This is a genomic window from Arthrobacter sulfonylureivorans (genome assembly GCF_022637435.1).
Classification (GTDB): domain Bacteria; phylum Actinomycetota; class Actinomycetes; order Actinomycetales; family Micrococcaceae; genus Crystallibacter; species Crystallibacter sulfonylureivorans.
This window is the reverse complement of sequence record NZ_CP093326.1, coordinates 1,136,205-1,152,355: the sequence shown is the minus strand read 5'-3', so window position 1 is coordinate 1,152,355 and position 16,151 is coordinate 1,136,205. Positions and strand designations below refer to the sequence as shown.

The 16,151-nt window shown below is 66.4% G+C and carries 13 protein-coding genes; 6 read left to right on the top strand and 7 right to left on the bottom strand.

The window, feature by feature from the left end; all coding sequences use genetic code 11:
* Window positions 1-42: 42 nt before the first annotated feature.
* From MNQ99_RS05650 to glgX, 4 genes are read right to left on the bottom strand one after another with little or no spacing between them, the layout of a single operon-like run.
* On the bottom strand, window positions 43-1,215 hold the full coding sequence (locus MNQ99_RS05650) for a DUF6226 family protein (protein WP_241914731.1): 1,173 nt from the start codon (window positions 1,213-1,215) through the stop codon (window positions 43-45).
* A gap of 10 nt (window positions 1,216-1,225) precedes the next feature.
* Window positions 1,226-3,034 (bottom strand): malto-oligosyltrehalose trehalohydrolase, encoded by a 1,809-nt coding sequence (gene treZ, locus MNQ99_RS05645; protein WP_241914730.1) that lies wholly within the window; start codon window positions 3,032-3,034, stop codon window positions 1,226-1,228.
* Window positions 3,031-5,337, bottom strand: coding sequence for a malto-oligosyltrehalose synthase (gene treY / locus MNQ99_RS05640; protein WP_241914729.1), 2,307 nt, complete (start codon window positions 5,335-5,337; stop codon window positions 3,031-3,033). Before treY ends, treZ begins: the two co-directional genes overlap by 4 nt.
* Complete coding sequence (gene glgX, locus MNQ99_RS05635) at window positions 5,334-7,706, bottom strand: glycogen debranching protein GlgX (protein WP_127511139.1); 2,373 nt, start codon at window positions 7,704-7,706, stop codon at window positions 5,334-5,336. The genes treY and glgX overlap by 4 nt, the downstream gene beginning before the upstream one ends.
* A gap of 295 nt (window positions 7,707-8,001) precedes the next feature.
* Here glgX and MNQ99_RS05630 point away from each other — a divergent pair, with 295 nt between their 5' ends.
* Both MNQ99_RS05630 and MNQ99_RS05625 read left to right on the top strand, forming a co-directional pair.
* Complete coding sequence (locus MNQ99_RS05630) at window positions 8,002-9,687, top strand: glycoside hydrolase family 10-like protein (protein ID WP_241914728.1); 1,686 nt, start codon at window positions 8,002-8,004, stop codon at window positions 9,685-9,687.
* Between the two features lie 9 nt (window positions 9,688-9,696).
* Entirely contained in the window at window positions 9,697-10,062 is a 366-nt protein-coding gene (locus tag MNQ99_RS05625; protein WP_127511137.1) for a TfoX/Sxy family protein, read from the top strand.
* A gap of 12 nt (window positions 10,063-10,074) precedes the next feature.
* Here the strand turns inward: MNQ99_RS05625 and MNQ99_RS05620 are convergent, their stop codons facing one another.
* Window positions 10,075-10,425, bottom strand: a complete 351-nt coding sequence (locus MNQ99_RS05620; protein WP_241914727.1) for a VOC family protein — start codon at window positions 10,423-10,425, stop codon at window positions 10,075-10,077.
* A 216-nt stretch (window positions 10,426-10,641) separates the two neighbouring features.
* On the opposite strand from MNQ99_RS05620, the gene MNQ99_RS05615 reads away from it, so the two are divergent.
* Window positions 10,642-11,205 (top strand): dihydrofolate reductase family protein, encoded by a 564-nt coding sequence (locus tag MNQ99_RS05615; protein ID WP_241914726.1) that lies wholly within the window; start codon window positions 10,642-10,644, stop codon window positions 11,203-11,205.
* A gap of 3 nt (window positions 11,206-11,208) precedes the next feature.
* On the opposite strand, the gene MNQ99_RS05610 is transcribed toward MNQ99_RS05615, so the two are convergent.
* Both MNQ99_RS05610 and glmS read right to left on the bottom strand, forming a co-directional pair.
* A complete protein-coding gene (locus tag MNQ99_RS05610) occupies window positions 11,209-11,559 on the bottom strand; it encodes a holo-ACP synthase (RefSeq protein WP_127511134.1) in 351 nt (116 codons plus the stop codon).
* A gap of 240 nt (window positions 11,560-11,799) precedes the next feature.
* On the bottom strand, window positions 11,800-13,701 hold the full coding sequence (gene glmS, locus MNQ99_RS05605; RefSeq protein ID WP_241914725.1) for a glutamine--fructose-6-phosphate transaminase (isomerizing): 1,902 nt from the start codon (window positions 13,699-13,701) through the stop codon (window positions 11,800-11,802).
* Window positions 13,702-13,876: 175 nt separating this feature from the next.
* Between glmS and coaA the strand changes: the two genes are divergently transcribed.
* From coaA to mscL, 3 genes are all read left to right on the top strand, one after another.
* On the top strand, window positions 13,877-14,854 hold the full coding sequence (gene coaA, locus MNQ99_RS05600) for a type I pantothenate kinase (RefSeq protein WP_241914724.1): 978 nt from the start codon (window positions 13,877-13,879) through the stop codon (window positions 14,852-14,854).
* Between the two features lies 1 nt (window position 14,855).
* Window positions 14,856-15,668 carry a M15 family metallopeptidase gene (locus tag MNQ99_RS05595; protein WP_241914723.1) on the top strand — a complete coding sequence of 271 codons (813 nt, stop codon included), beginning with the start codon at window positions 14,856-14,858 and terminating at the stop codon, window positions 15,666-15,668.
* A gap of 64 nt (window positions 15,669-15,732) precedes the next feature.
* Window positions 15,733-16,131, top strand: a complete 399-nt coding sequence (mscL, locus tag MNQ99_RS05590; RefSeq protein WP_241914722.1) for a large conductance mechanosensitive channel protein MscL — start codon at window positions 15,733-15,735, stop codon at window positions 16,129-16,131.
* Window positions 16,132-16,151: the final 20 nt, after the last annotated feature.

Sequence of the window (16,151 nt, the reverse complement as noted above, 5' to 3'; positions counted from 1 at the left end):
GTCGGGCAACCTTCGGGCGACGGGCAGAAGGTGGAAGGTGGGTTACTGCTGCCGCAGCGGCCAGGGCTGCCAGCCGTTCGGCAACAACTTCAGCGTCCGTTCGGCCTCGGAGAGTTGGTCGTCCGTGTAATCGTGGGAGGGCTCGCTGCCGCCTTCCCAGCCCGAGCCGTCCACCCGCACCAACTGGTATTCGGCTCGCCGGTGCCTTCCCAGGGGGTAGCGCTCCGCGAAGCCTCCGGCAGCCACGGCGAGTACCTGCTGCTCCAGTCCGGCCGCCTCGGAGTCCAAGGTTTCATCGCAGGCATCGCAGCCGCAGGACGGAAACGGCGTGCTGTGCAGCAGACCGCTGTGCAGCAGGACTCCGGGGAAATCGGTAAACGTGAAGACCAGGGGCGCGGCATCCGGGCTGGCGGGGTCCACCCGGACAGCCCGGAGCACGCTCACCTGGGCCCGCATCCGGGCCGCTGTTTCGGCGGTGACGTCCCTAGCGCTGGCCGCGTAGGTGGAGACCAGATGGTCAATCAGGCTGTCGGCCACGGCGTGCAGGCCGCTGAAACGACCGGTGTTGCTGGTGACGCTGTAGGAATCCGACGCTGCCTCCTCGTCACCCCACCGGGTACCGTAGAAAATCTCTGCTCCGTCCCCGTCGCGGTAAACCTCCACCGGGATCTCCGGACGAACGTAAGGTTTCCAGCCGGAGGGCAACGGAACCGGCTGCGGTAGATTCCCGTCGTGCTCCTCGAACCGGGGCAGCGGCTCCGGATCCGACTCGGCCCAGTCGCGGATGGTGGCCAGGGACTCCGCAAACTGTTCCACGTCGGCAGCGTGCAGCCGCTCCACCAGGCCCTGGACGACCAGGCTCATTTCGTGGTCCCCGGCCTCGGTGACGCCGCCTTCCACGCTGCGCCACTGGGCGTCCGGCCGCTGCGCCACCACGGTGTTGCCGGCGAAAACTTCCGCCGCGTTCCCTAATTCCGGTTCGGCGAGCAACGCGGCGGTATTGGCCCGCAGGAACTCCAGCAGCCGGACGGGATCGGCCGCCAGGCCGGCAGCATCTTCGCCGTGCCGGGCGCAAAACCCGACGAACGGTGCATAGCCGCCGACGTGCCGGATCTCGGATCCTTCCGCCTCCGACCGGTAGAGCGCCCTGCTGGAGTAGACAGCGAGCGGCGGCCCGGCGGCGGGTCCTTCGAACAAGTCCTCTGCTGCAGCCATGGAGCCGATCCTAGCCTGCGGCCCCGCTCCGGACTATGGCGGCCGAGTGCCCGGGCAGAACCAGTCCGGCAAACGCCCCGGCGCCGTCTGGCGAAGCACCTCCCGCGGTGCCGGCGGCGCTCCCGGCGGCGAACGCAGCGCCGTCGTCCGTGGCCAGCGCCACCGCCCCCGGCCCGGCCGGGACGGTGCGGGACTCGGCGGCGAAGTTGCAGCAGATGGCCAACGGGCCACGGTGCAGGATCAGCCATCCGGCGTCCGGGTCGGTCTGCACCGACACCGCCGCGAGGTCCGGGTCCGTTAGCTCGGGATTCTGCTTCCGCAGCGCGATCAGCCGCCGGTACAGCTCCAGCATCCTCGCGTGGTCGCCGGTGTCCGGCTCCGTCCAGTCCAGCTTCGAGTTGCGGAAGGTGCTCGGGTCCTGCGGGTCGGGCACGACCCGCGGGTCCCAGCCCATCCGTTCGAACTCCTTGAGCCGGCCAGCGGACGTCGCTTCGCCCAACTCCGGCTCGGGGTGCGAGGTGAAGAACTGCCACGGGGTCGACGCGGCGAACTCTTCGCCCATGAACAGCATGGGGGTGAACGGCGCGGTCAGGTTCAGCACCGCGGCGAGCGCCAGCTGCCCGTAGCCGAGGCTGCCGGTGAGCCGGTCGCCGGCGGCACGGTTGCCGATCTGGTCGTGGTTTTGGGTGCAGACCACCAGTTGCGGTGCAGCCACCCGCTCCTTGTTGATCGGACGGCCGTGGTGCCGTTCCCGGAACGAGGAATAGCTGCCGTCGTGGAAGAACCCGTCCCGCAGCACCTTCTCCAGCGCTCCCAGACCGGCGAAATCGGCATAGTAGCCACTGGTTTCGCCGGTGAGGTTGACGTGCACGGCATGGTGAAAATCGTCGCTCCACTGCCCGGCCAGGCCGTAGCCGTTCAACTCCCGGGACTCGATGAGCCGCGGGTTGTTCAGGTCCGACTCGGCGACCAGGAACAACGGCTTGCCCAGCTCCGCCGCGCAGGTGTCCGTCACCGCCGCGATCTCCTCCAGGATGTGGACGGCCCGCTCGTCCCGCAGCGAATGCACCGCATCCAGCCGCAGCCCGTCCACGTGGTAGTCGCGGAACCACATCTGCACATTGTCCGTGATGAAGCGGCGCACCTCGTCCGAGCCAGGCCCGTCCAGATTGACGGAATCGCCCCAGGTGGTGGCGCTGCCGCTGCTCAGGTACGGCCCGAACCGCGGCAGGTAGTTTCCGCTGGGACCCAGATGGTTGTAGACCACGTCTTGGATGACGCCGATGCCCTTGGCGTGCGCCGCATCCACGAACCGCTGGTAGGCTTCCGGCCCGCCGTAGCTCTCCTGCACGGCGAACCACAGCACGCCGTCGTAGCCCCAGTTGTGTGTTCCGTTGAACGCATTGACCGGCAACAGCTCCACGTAGTCCACGCCGAGTCCGGCCAGATAGTCGAGCTTGCCGGCGGCTGCATCCAGCGTTCCCTCGGCGGTGAACGTGCCGATATGCAGTTCGTAGACCACCCCGCCCAGCCCCGGGGAAACCCAATCCTGGTCCCGCCACGGATGAGCCCCGGCGTCGAAGGTCCGGGACAGTCCATGCACCCCGTCCGGCTGGCGGAGCGACCGCGGATCCGGCAGCGCGCGGTCCTCGCCGTCCAGCAGGTAGCCGTAGTCGGCCTCCCCCTCGGGCACGGAAGCGGTGTCTGGCAGCCGCCACCAGCCGTCGCCGTCGGGTTCGTGCAGCGGCAGCCGCGTTGTGCCCGCCTGTAGTTCCAGCGTGCCGGCCCGCGGCGCCCACACCGCGAAGTCCCGCCTCATGCCCCTTCTTTCCCGCGCATCAGCAGCGCCACCGGCAAATCCGCCAGCACGCTGGACAGGTGGAGGACGCCGTTGCTGCTGTGGCTCCGCCCGCTCAGCACGTCGCGGTATTGCCCCGGCGGAATGACGACGGCGGTGTCCCGCCACCCGCCGTCCCGCTGCAGCCGTACCGGCAGCCGGGTGGCCAACGTGATTGCGCCGCCGCGGTCGAAGCCGAACGCGTGGTCGGCGGCGGGTCCCTGCACCGAAACGGCCTCGTAGCCGGTGAACAGCTCTGGCCGCTCCCGGCGCAGCTGCAGTGCCCGGGCGACCACCAGCATCTTGGCCGCCGCGCCGTCGTCCACCGGCGGCGTCCCGTCCCGGCCCAGATTCTCGAGCGCGGCGCGCCGGGCTTGGAAGTCCACCCGCCGGCGGTTGTCCGGATCCACCAGCGAGTGGTCCCAGAATTCCGTGCCCTGGTAGACGTCGGGCACTCCGGGCATGGTCAGCTGGATGAGCTTGGCGGACAGCGAGTTGCTCCGGCCGAAAGCCACAGTTTCCTCCACCAGTCCGACCAGCAGCCGGTTCACCTGCGGGTCGTCGAAGGCCGCGTCCACGGCGGCATGCAGTTGCTTTTCGAAATCGGCATTGGGGTCGATCCACGACGTGCTGTTGCCGGCTTCGCGGGCCGCCTTCTCCGCGTAGGCATGCGCACGTTCCCGGCTGAACGGCCACGCTCCCAGCGCCGCCTGCCACAGCAGGTCAGCGAACGGCAGGTCTCCGAACGGAGCCAGTCGGTCCAGCTCAGCCAGCCGCCCCGGCCATTGGTCCGCCAGTTCGGCGAGCACGGAGATGCGGGCGCGGGTGTCCTCGCTGCGTTTCGTGTCGTGCGTGGAGAGCGTGGTCATCGCCAGCGGCGCCTCCTGCTGCCGGCGGATCAGCCGGGTGTGCAGCTCGAACGGCTCCACCGCGAAGATGGACGGGTCGGCGCCCACCTCGTTCAACGACGTCAGCCGCGAGTACCGGTAGAACGCAGTGTCTTCCACGCCCTTGGCCATCACCATGCCGGAGGTCTGCTGGAAGCGCGCCGCCAGCTCGGTCAGCACGCCCTTCGGCTGCAGCAGCGGCAACAAGGTGGTGACGGCTTCGGCCAGGTCCGGACGGCGGGCCTGGGCCGCGATTCCGGCTTCCGCCAGATACTCCGCACCGACCGGCAGGTAACTTCGGTACACCGGAAAGCAGCTCAGCAGTTCCGCGAGCGCATCCGCGGCGACGTCGAAGTCCACACCGGCGCCGGCCGGGACCAGCCGCGCCAGGCGCAGCACCTCGGAGCGCAGGATCCCGTCGGCGATTCCCCGTTTGGTGTCATGGATCATGTGCTGGTAGGGCTGGACGGGCGCCGCGTCGGTCAGGCGCTCCCGCCCGTCAGGATCCACCAGCAGCCGGTCTACCTCCGCCAGCGCGTCGTACCCGGTGGTTCCCGCGCAGGCCCAGTCGGCCGGCAGCGTCTCCCCCGGCTCCAGGATTTTCTCCACCAGCACGTAGGCGCCGCCGGTCAGCTCCTGCAGCCTCTGCAGGTAACCCTTCGGGTCCGCCAGCCCGTCCGGATGATCCACGCGCAGCCCGTCAATCAGGCCTTCGTCGAACCAGCGTTTGATCTCGGCGTGGGATTCATCGAAGACCCACGGCACCTCCACCCGGACGCCGGCCAAGGAGTTCACGCCGAAGAACCGGCGATAGTTGAGCTCCGCGTCGGCCCGCCGCCAGTTCACCAACTGGTAGTGCTGGCGCTCGTGGACTTCCCGGGCGGTGGCACCGTCGTCGGCCGTCCCCGCGGCGACGGGGAACCTGTTCTCGTAGTAGCGCAGCTCGCCGCCGGTCAACTCCAGCGCATCCAGTTCCGCGTCGCCGTCGCCCAGCACGGGAATGCGGATCTTTCCGCCGCCGGCGTCCCAGTCGATGTCGAACGCTTCGACATAACGTGACCCGCGGCCCTCGGCCAGCAGCGACCACCACCAGCGGTTATTGGCCGGCGTCCCCACGCCCATGTGGTTCGGGACGATGTCCACTAAGACGCCCAGCCCGGCTTTCCGCGCGGCCGCCGAGAGCGCGCGCAGCCCGTCGATCCCGCCTCTGGCCGGATCCACCGCGCCGAAGTCCACCACGTCGTAGCCGTGATCGGATCCCGGTTCCGCGGTGAGCAAGGGCGACAGATAGACCCAGTCGACGCCGAGGTTGTGCAGGTACGGCACCAGGTCTGCCGCGTCATACAGCGTGAGCGATTCCCTGATCTGCAATCTGTAGGTCGACGCCGGGGCCCTCATCCTTCCTGCTTCCCCTTCTTGCCCCTGGCGGCCGGCTTCGAGGTGGATTCAGCGGCCGACTCCGGCGCAGGGGCAGAGTCCGGTTGCTGCGCGGGGCCCGACGCCGCAGCGTCCTCGGGTTCCGGAGCCTGCCCTGACGCCGCGGCCGACTGGGGTTCCGGAGCTTCCTCGGATTCCGCAGCCTGCACGGATTCCGCCGGCCGCTCCGCCTCGGACATGGCCGCCACCGAGGCCGCCACGGAATGGTCCGGTTCTTCTTCCGGCGCCGAGTGGGCCCGCAGCACCATCGTGGACTTCGCCGCCACCGGCGCGGTCTCCCCGGCCTTCAGCGGCCCGGTCGGGGCCTCGCCGCCGGCGGTGTTGATGATGACGTCCCACGCCGGCGCATATTCCCGCGGCGGCAGCACGAACGGCACATCGTCGTCGTCGGCGTTGAAATACACCAGGAAATGCTCGTCCGTAATCCGCTGCCCGCGGTCGTCGCGACCGCGGATGCCGTGCCCGTTGAGGAAGACGCCGATGCACCGTCCGAGGGCCTCGTCCCAGTCCTCGGGTTCCATCGGAGTTCCCTCCGGGGTCAGCCACACGGCGTCGCTCAGCGGTTCGCCCTCGCCGCGGCGGACGGGCTTCCCGTCGAAGAACAGCCGCCGCCGGAAGGTCGGATGCTCGGCCCGCAGCCGGTTGATGGCGGCCACGAACTCGAGCAGCGGCTGGTCCACATTGTTCCAGTCCACCCAGGACAGTTCCGAGTCCTGGCAGTACACGTTGTTGTTGCCCTGCTGGGTGCGGCCCAGCTCGTCGCCGTGGGCGATCATCGGCACGCCCTGGCTCAGCAGCAGGGTGGTCAGGAAGTTCCGCTGCTGGCGGGCGCGCAGGGTCAGGACCGCCGGGTCATCGGTTGGGCCTTCGACCCCGCAGTTCCACGAGCGGTTGTGCGATTCGCCGTCGTTATTGTCTTCGCCGTTGGCCTGATTGTGTTTCTCGTTGTAGGACACCAGGTCCCGCATGGTGAAGCCGTCGTGGGCGGTGATGAAGTTGATGGAGGCGACGGGACGCCTGCCGGTGGCCTCGTAGAGATCGGACGAACCGGTGATGCGGGAGGCGAACTCGCCCAGCGTGGAGGGTTCGCCCCGCCAGAAGTCGCGGACGGTATCCCGGTACAGGCCGTTCCACTCGGTCCACAGCGGCGGGAAGTTGCCCACCTGGTACCCGCCCGGACCGATATCCCACGGCTCGGCGATCAGTTTGGTCTGGGACACGATGGGGTCCTGCTGCACCATTTCGAAGAACGTCGACAGCCGGTCCACATCGTAGAACTCGCGGGCCAACGTGGAGGCAAGGTCGAAGCGGAATCCATCCACGTGCATCTCCGACGCCCAGTAGCGCAGCGAGTCCATCAGCAGCTGCAGCGAGTGGGGGTGGCGCACGTTCAGCGAGTTGCCCGTGCCGGTGTAGTCCATGTAGTACTGCGGCTGGTCCTCCACCAGCCGGTAGTACGCCCCGTTGTCCAGCCCGCGGAAGGACAGCGTCGGGCCCAAGTGGTTGCCTTCTGCCGTGTGGTTGTACACGACGTCGAGGATCACCTCAATGCCGGCCAGGTGCAGTTCCCGGACCATCGCCTTGAATTCCTGCACCTGCTGGCCCGTATCACCGGAGGAGCAGTAGGTATTCTGCGGCGCGAAAAAGCCGATGGTGTTGTAGCCCCAGTAGTTGGACAGCCCCTTGTCCTGCAGCGTGCTGTCGTTGACGAATTGGTGGACGGGCATCAGCTCGATCGCGGTGATTCCCAGCTTCTGCAGGTGCCCGATCACCGCCGGATGCGCGATGCCGGCGTAGGTGCCGCGCTGTTCTTCCGGGATCTCCGGATGCAGTTGGGTCAGGCCCTTGACGTGGGCCTCGTAGATCACCGAGCGGTGGTACGGCGTGCGCGGCTTGCGGTCGCCGTCCCAGTCGAAGAACGGATTGACCACGACGCCGAGCATCATGTGCTCCGCCGAGTCTTCGTCGTTGCGGGAGTCCTCGTCGCCGAAGTTGTAGCCGAACAGCGGCTGGGCCCAGTCGATCTGGCCGCTGACGGCCTTCGCATAGGGGTCCAGCAAAAGCTTGTTCACGTTGCAGCGCAGCCCCTGGCCGGGATCGTAGGGCCCCTCCACCCGGAAACCGTACTTCTGCCCCGGCTGGATTTGGGGCAGATAGCCGTGCCACACGTAGCCGTCGACGTCTTTGAGTTCGATCCGCGTTTCGGCGCCGTCGTCGTCGAACAGGCACAGGAACACGGCATCCGCTGCTTCGCTGAAGACGGCAAAATTGGTGCCGTTACCGTCGTAGGTTGCCCCCAGCGGGTAGGCGTCTCCCGGCCAAACTTCCATGCGCAACTCCTGATCGTCGATGGGGATCCCCTGATCCTTTCTTACCCCATGGCAGGGACATTGGACATCCCGGGTGCTCCGTCCCAAGGGCCAGATAACGACGGCGGAGCCCGGCTCCACGCGGAATCCGCCGTGTCTTGGGTCCGCTGAATTGCCCTGGCAACTCTTGCCTGAGGCGCCCGTTCAGACACGCTGGCGCCACCGGACCTACACAATGGCTGGTACTACTGTCGACCGGGTCAGAGCAAGCGTATCGTTGACCTACTATCAGGTTCTCGTGAAGCGGGGGCTGGCCATGACTGGCGGCGATTCGGGATCCAGCGGCGTCGTCTCCCGGCGCCAGTTCACCGCGGCGACGGCCCTGACCGTGCTCGGCGCGGCAGGCCTGCTCAGCGGCAGTCTTTCCCGGGCTGTCACCGTCGGCGGCCCCGGAGGCCCCCTCGAGCTGAGCTTGGCGGCGGCGGTCATTAATAGGGTCTACCGCGTCACCGCCCGGGAACCGGCCCGGGTCACGGATATGCCCAAGCACGAGTTCCGCGGCTTCTGGCTCTCCACCGTGCTCAACATCGATTGGCCGTCCCGCCCCGGCCTGACGGCGGCGGCCCAGCAGGCTGAACTGCTCGGCTGGTTGGATCTGGCCCGCAATCGGAACCTGAATGCCGTCATGCTGCAGGTCCGCCCGGCCGCCGACGTCTTTTGGCCCTCGACTGCGGGAGAGCCTTGGTCCCGCTACCTGACCGGCACACAGGGACGGAACCCGGGTTACGATCCCCTGGCCTACGCGATCAGCCAGGCACATGCGAGGAACCTCCACTTGCACGCGTGGTTCAACCCGTTCCGCGTCTCCATGACAACCAACCTGGCCGACCTGATTTCCTGGCATCCAGCCCGTAAGAATCCCAGCTGGACCTTCGCTTTCGGAGGCCGGCGCTACTACAACCCCGGCATCCCCGCCGTGCGCAGCTTCATCATCAAGGTGATCGCGGAAGTCGTGGCGAAGTACGACGTCGATGGCATCCACCTGGACGACTATTTCTATCCCTACCCGGTCGCGGGGCAGAGCATCCCGGACTCGGCCGCCTACAACACGTACCGGCGGGCAGGCGAGAGCCTGGCCGATTTCCGCAGGCGCAGCGTCAATACCTTCGTCCGCGACCTGAGCGCCAAGATCTTCGCCACGAAGCCGCGGATGCTGTTCGGCATCAGCCCGTTCGGTATCTGGCGCAACAAGTCGACCGACAGCCGGGGTTCGGCCACCTCCGGCGTGCAAAGTTTTGACGCCACGTTCGCCGATTCCCGTCTCTGGGTGAAGCAAGGCTGGATCGACTATGTGGTCCCGCAGCTGTACTGGCACCAAGGCAACGCGGCCGCGGACTACAACACGCTGGTGAGTTGGTGGGCGGCACAGGTCAAGGGCACCAACTGCAAGCTCTACATCGGTGAGGGAGCCTACAAAGTGGGAGACGCTGCCCAGGGAGCCGCTTGGCAGAAGCCACGGGAGCTCTACAACCACACCGCGAAGTGCCGGACAACCTCAGGGGTCAGCGGGCAGGTCTATTTCTCCGCCACCTCCGTCCGGTCCAACCGGCTGAACAGCATTGGTCTGGTGAAGGACAAGTTCTACCGGCGGGTGGCGATGACTCCGGTGATGTCCCAGCTGGGCGCCCAGCGTCCCTACGCACCGCTGATCAGCAGCGCGCGATGGAACGGCACCGCCATCGAACTCATCTGGCGGGGCGCCGCCAGCGGGACGCTGCCGCGGCACTATGCCATCTACCGTTGGGAATCCAACGGCGCCGTTGCTGCCGTGATCCCCTCTCAGGCCGGAGCGCTCCGGCGGGTGCACCGGCGGCGCGGCAACCCGGAGCGGTTCGTGGACACGGGCGCGGTTCGGGGACACACCTATTGGTACGTGGTGGTCGGCCTGAGCGACCTGATGGTCGAATCCGCCGCAGCCTCCGCCATCTTCATTCGAGCCTAAGAGGACGTTGTGACGAAACCGCCCCGGTCGGACGGCGATCAGGACCTGGTCCTGCTCGAGTCTCTAGCCCGCCGCTTTTCCGAGGACCCGCTGGTCGAAAGCGGCACCATGTTCCGCAGTCCTGGCCTGAGGGTCGGTGGAAAGATCTTCGCGTTCCTCGGCCACGGCCACCGCCTGATCGTCAAGGTTCCACGGCAGCGCGCCAAAACTGCCGTTGCTTCCGGTGCGGCAGAACCTGTCACCATGGGACGGCGGACAATGAAGGAATGGGTGGCCTTCCCGGCGGTGGCCAACGACGCGCCGGCCACCGAGCAACTGTGGCGCAGCGCCGCCGACGAGGCCTACGCGTACGTCAAAAGCCTGGCCGGCGGCTGAGGGCGGCCGCTGTTACTGGGTTGCCTGCTGGGCGGGTTGGAACAGCTCCACTAAATTGCCGGCCGGGTCGGTGAGCAATATCTGCCGGCCGCCGGGGCCTTCCACCACGTCGCTGCGGAACTGCAGCCCTGCACCGCGCAGCCGGCCGATTTCTGCGTCCAAGTCCTCGACGATGAGGTGGATGCGGTTGCGTCCCGCGGCCGCATACTCCGCCGGCGTGGCGCGGGCCCCCGAACTGGGTGGCCCGGAGAGCAACAGCCGCAGCGGGCAGCGCGTCACGTCGGCAAAGCCGGAAAATTGCCGATTAACGGTGAAGCCGAAATTCTTAGTGTAAAAGTCGACGGCCGCCCCCACATCGTCCACCAGGTAGCGGACGCTTGCGTACTGGTCCGGTGCTGTCGCGGCTCATTCTCCTTCGATCATGGCCTGCTGCCAGTGCCAGCAGGATACATCGCGCTGCCGTCGCGGAATAGGCCCGGATCCGCTGCGCCGGCGAGGACAGAAGCCGTTCCCCTGACGGACAAGGTCGGCAACAATGGGACAACGCTCCCCGTCCTCCCGTTCAGCTCAGGAGTCATCGTGGCAAAACTGCTGTATTCGGCCATCATGTCCCTGGACGGCTACATCGCCGACCAGAACGGCAACTTTGACTGGAGCATGCCCGACGACGAAGTTCATTCGTTCGTGAATGAACTGGAGGATCGTGTCGGAACGTATCTTCTTGGTCGCCGGATGTATGAGGTGATGATGTTCTGGGAAACCGTGCCGACCGGCGGCGACGTCCCGCCGGTCGAACGCGAGTTCGCAGCGTCGTGGCTGCGGAAGGACAAGGTGGTCTATTCCCGGACCCTGGAAAAGGCCTCCAGCGCCCGCACCCGAATCGAGCGGGAGTTTGATCCGGAGGCCGTCCGCCGGATGAAAAACGAGGCGGCAGAAGACCTGAGCATCAGCGGACCGGACCTGGCCAGCCACGCTTTCACGGCAGGTCTGGTCGATGAATGCCAGTTCTTCGTCTCGCCAATCGTGGTCGGTGGCGGGAAGCGCTTCCTGGCGGAAGACGTGAAAGTGAACCTCAAGCTGCTGGACGAGAGGCACTTCGGCAATGGAGTGGTTTACCTGCACTACCGGGTGGCGGGCGGCTAACCGCTACTTCTCAGCCACCACCATGGCCGTGGCCAGATCGCCGTCGTGGCTCATGGACAGATGCCAGTACTTCACGCCCCTGGCCTTCGCCGCCGCGGCAACGGTGCCGGTGAATTCCGGATAGGGGTCTCCCCCTGCGTCGACGCAGATGGTGCAGTCCTGCCAGTTCATTCCCGCGGGAGCGCCCAGTGCCTTGGCGATCGCTTCCTTGGCGGCAAAGCGGGCAGCCAGTGACCTGGCGTTGAGCTCACGCTCGGCAGGGGTGAAAAGCCGCTCGAGCAAGGCCGGAGTGCGCTGCAACTGCCGGCGGAATCTGGAAACTTCCACCACGTCCACGCCGATGCCAACAATCATTTCCCGGCTCCGGCCCGCACGGCCCACGGCGAGCGGGCGCACCTGGGCGCCAGCGCTGGCTCCGGACTGGATCGGAGCGTGCACCGCACCGGTGGCACCGACAGCAGCCGCACTCGCAACCGCAGCGCTGCCCGGCCCGCTCGCACCCGGCGTTGGGGAACGGAGCAGTCCCCGATCCGGTTGTACGGGGATCGGGGCGCTGCAAAGAGGAGGCGTGTGGCCATGCTTGCCTGGTGCCTTTTATTCGACGGTGACGCTCTTGGCCAGGTTGCGCGGCTGGTCGACGTCGAAGCCTTTGGCCGTCGCCAATGCGCAGGCGAAGATCTGCAGCGGAACCGTGGTCAGCAGCGGGGCCAGCAGGGTGGGCGTCTCCGGCACAAAGAAGACGAACTCCGCGAAGTCCTTGACCGCCTCGTCGCCCTCTTCTGCGATGACGATGGTCTTGGCGCCGCGGGCCCGGATCTCCTGGATGTTGGAGACCACTTTGGCGTGCAGCGAATTGCGCCCACGCGGTGAGGGCACCACCACGAAGACCGGCTGGCCGTCCTCGATGAGGGCGATCGGTCCGTGCTTGAGCTCGCCGGCGGCGAAGCCTTCGGCGTGGATGTAGGCCAGTTCCTTCAGCTTCAGCGCGCCCTCCATGGCAACGGGGAAGCCAACGTGGCGGCCGAGGAACAGCACCGATTTGGTGTCCGCCATGCGGACAGCCAGGTCCTTGATGTCCTGGGCGTTGTCCAGCACCTTCTGGATCTTGGCCGGGATCTTGCCCAGATCGGCCAGGATGTCCCTGATCTCGCCCTGGAACTTATTGCCGCGAAGCTGCGCCAGGTAGAGGCCCAGCAGGTACGCTGCGGTGATCTGCGCCAGGAAGGCCTTCGTCGAGGCGACGGCGATTTCCGGGCCGGCGTGCGTGTAGAGCACCGCATCGGCCTCACGCGGGATGGTTGAACCGTTGGTGTTGCAGATGGCCAGTACCTTGGCGCCCTGCTCCTTGGCATAGCGGACCGCCATCAGGGTGTCCATCGTTTCACCGGACTGGGAGATGGCCACAATCAGCGTGTTGGCATCCACGATCGGGTCGCGGTAGCGGAACTCATGCGAAAGCTCCACCTCCACCGGAATCCGGCACCAGTGCTCGATCGCGTACTTCGCCACCTGGCCGGCGTAGGCCGACGTGCCGCAAGCCAGCACGATGATCTTGCTGACCGTCTTGAGCAGCTGCGGATCGATCCGCAGCTCGTCCAGGGTAAGGCGGCCGTCCAGGTCGGACCGGCCGAGCAGGGTTTGGCCGACGGCCTCCGGCTGGTCGTGGATTTCCTTCTCCATGAAGGACGGGTAGCCACCCTTCTCCGCGGCAGCGGCATCCCAATCGACCTTGAACTCGGTTCCCTGGGCGGCATTGCCGTGGAAGTCGGTGATCTCGTAAGAGTCGGGAGTGATGGTGACGATCTGGTCCTGCTCCAACTCCACGGCGCGGCGGGTGAAGTCGATGAAACCGGAAACGTCGGAGCCTAGGAAATTCTCGCCCTCGCCCAGTCCGACGACCAGCGGCGAGTTGCGGCGGGCAGCGACGACGACGTCGGGCTGGTCTTTGTGGATGGCCAGCAGGGTGAAGGCGCCCTCCAGCCGCTGGCAGGCGAGCTGCATGGCTTTGGCCAAAGTGGCGGTGGCAGGGTCCTTGGCCACCAGCGAACGGTAGACGTCGCCGAGAAGGACTGCGGCTACTTCGGTGTCAGTCTCCGAGCGCAGCGTGTAGCCCTTGGCCAAAAGGGACGCACGAAGTTCGGCGAAGTTCTCGATGATGCCGTTGTGGATCACGGCGAGCTGGTCGTCGTCGGCCAGATGCGGGTGCGCGTTCAGGTCGGTGGGTCCGCCGTGCGTTGCCCAGCGGGTGTGGCCGATGCCGGTCAGCGATTCGGGCAGCGGGTCGGCCTCGAGTTCGTCCAGCAGGTTGCTGAGCTTGCCCGACTTCTTCCGCGATTCGATACCGGCGTCGGAGATGACCGCCACTCCCGCGGAATCGTAGCCGCGGTATTCAAGGCGGCGAAGTCCCTCGAGAACAACATCCAGGGCGCTGTGATCAGCAACGCTGACTCCGGCCCCGCCGTCGCGGCGGCCAACATATCCTACGATTCCACACATGGGGTTAAGGGTACCTGCCCGCCGGCCGGCTGCTGACAGCTTGTCTTCTTGTCCCTGTCCGCCCCAAGCCTCCGTCGAACCCGCAGCCCGCGGGCGGCGAGCTGACGGCGTAACCCGGCGCGCCGCCGTCGCGCGCCTTTTGGGATTTGAAACCCGCAGCAGGCACAATTCATAGGTGACTGATGCGACACCGAAGACGACGGCGTCAAGCGGTGAGAGTAATTTCACACCATACGTTGAGCTGGACCGGCAGACCTGGTCCCGGCTGTCCAACGAGATTGAACAGCCCCTTGACCAGGACGATATTGAGCGGCTCCGCGGCCTGGGCGATGCCCTGAACCTGGATGAGGTCCGCGAGGTCTACCTGCCGCTCTCCCGCCTGCTCAACCTGTATGTGGGCGCGGCCGGCGAGCTGCACAAAGCCACCACCACGTTCCTGGGCGAGACCACCCGCCGCACGCCGTTCGTGATCGGCGTGGCCGGATCGGTCGCCGTTGGAAAGTCCACCACGGCACGCGTGCTGCGCGAGATGCTGCGCCGCTGGCCGGACACCCCGAACGTTGAACTGATCACCACGGACGGGTTTCTCTACCCGAATGCGGAGCTGGCGCGGCGCGGCCTGATGGAACGCAAGGGCTTCCCCGAGTCCTACGACCAGCGGGCGCTGCTGCGGTTCGTGTCCGAGGTCAAGTCCGGCGCCGAAGAAGTGCGGGCGCCCTGGTACTCGCATCTGACCTACGACATCGTGCCGGACAAGGAAGTGGTGGTCCACCGCCCGGATGTCCTGATTGTTGAGGGGCTGAACGTGTTGGCCCCTGCGCGCCCGCGGGCGGACGGACGGACCGGGCTGGCCCTGAGCGATTTCTTCGACTTCTCCGTTTATGTGGACGCCAAGACGCCCTATATTGAGCAGTGGTACGTCAACCGCTTCCACAAGCTGCGGCGGACGTCCTTCGCCAATCCGGAATCCTATTTCCACCGTTACGCCTCGCTCACCGACGACGAGGCCACCGAGACGGCGCTGGGCATCTGGCGCCGGATCAATGAACCGAACCTGAGGGAGAACGTGCTGCCGACACGCGGCCGGGCACAGCTGGTGCTCACGAAGGATGCGGACCACTCGATCCGCAGGATGCTGCTGCGGAAAACCTGATATGACAGCTCTGAGGGCTCCGGTGCTCGCCGCAGGCCTGGCCGCCGTGCTGGCCCTGCTCACCGGTTGCGTTCCGGCGGAAGATTCCAGCCCCTCTCCCAGCACGACGGCGGCCGCACCCGATCCATCAGAGGACGCCACTTCCCTGCCGGTTCCGTCGCAGAGCCCGAAGGCTGCGAAGAAGAAGGACGATAAGGCGCCCCGCGCCCGGGAGGACCACACCAATCCGGCGAGCATCGGCGTCGTCGTTAACAAGCTCCGGCCGCTGGTCCCGCTGGACTACCACCCCGGCGACCTGCGCCGGCCGGCGGTGAGCATTGGGACCGGCGGCGAGTCTGCCTTGTTGCGCGATGCCGTGGCAGACGCCACCGAGAAGATGTTCAGCGCTGCCGCGGCCGACGGCGCACCGATGGTCATGGTCAGCGGATTCCGTTCCTATGCCACCCAGGTGGACACCTACAACCACTGGGTCCGCCAGCACGGAAGCGAGGCCGCCGCAGACATGATTTCGGCACGCCCCGGCTACTCCGAGCACCAGACCGGACTGTCCATGGACGTCGGCGACAGCACAGGTGCGTGCAATCTGCAGCAGTGCTTCGCCGACACCGCTGCCGGGATCTGGCTCGCCAACAATGCCGTGCGGTTCGGGTTCATCATCCGGTACTCGCCCGGGGAAGAAGATGTGACCGGGTATTCGCCTGAACCGTGGCACCTGCGTTACGTAGGCAAAAAGGTGGCCGGGAAGATGGCACAACGAAACATCAACTCGCTCGAAGAATACTTCGGGCTGCCCGGTGCGCCCGGATATTCATGATGTCTTCGGAGGAAACTCCTCTTTAGTTCCCTGCTCCTCCGCGGATCAGCGATACATTGGCCGCATGTTAAAGGGATTCAAAGAATTCATCATGAAGGGCAACGTCGTTGACTTTGCCGTCGCCGTCGTTATCGGCGGAGCTTTCGCCCTGGTGGTTAATGCGCTGGTCAATAGCGTCCTCATGCCGTTCATCGCCGGTCTGGTGGGATCGCCCAACTTCGACAGCTTCCTGCTCTGGAACTTCAACGGCAATGAGGTCGCTTTCGGCGTCCTGTTGACCGCCATTGTGAACTTCCTGCTCGTTGCCGCCGCGATTTACTTTGTGGTCGTGGCCCCGATGAACCACATGATCGAGCGGCGTAACCGCCGCCTGGGGATCACGGAGGAAGAAGACGCCCTGGATCCGCAGATCGTGCTGCTGACCGAGATCCGCGACGCGTTGCAGGCTGGCAACCGCAGGTAGCGGCCAAGCACGGCAAACCG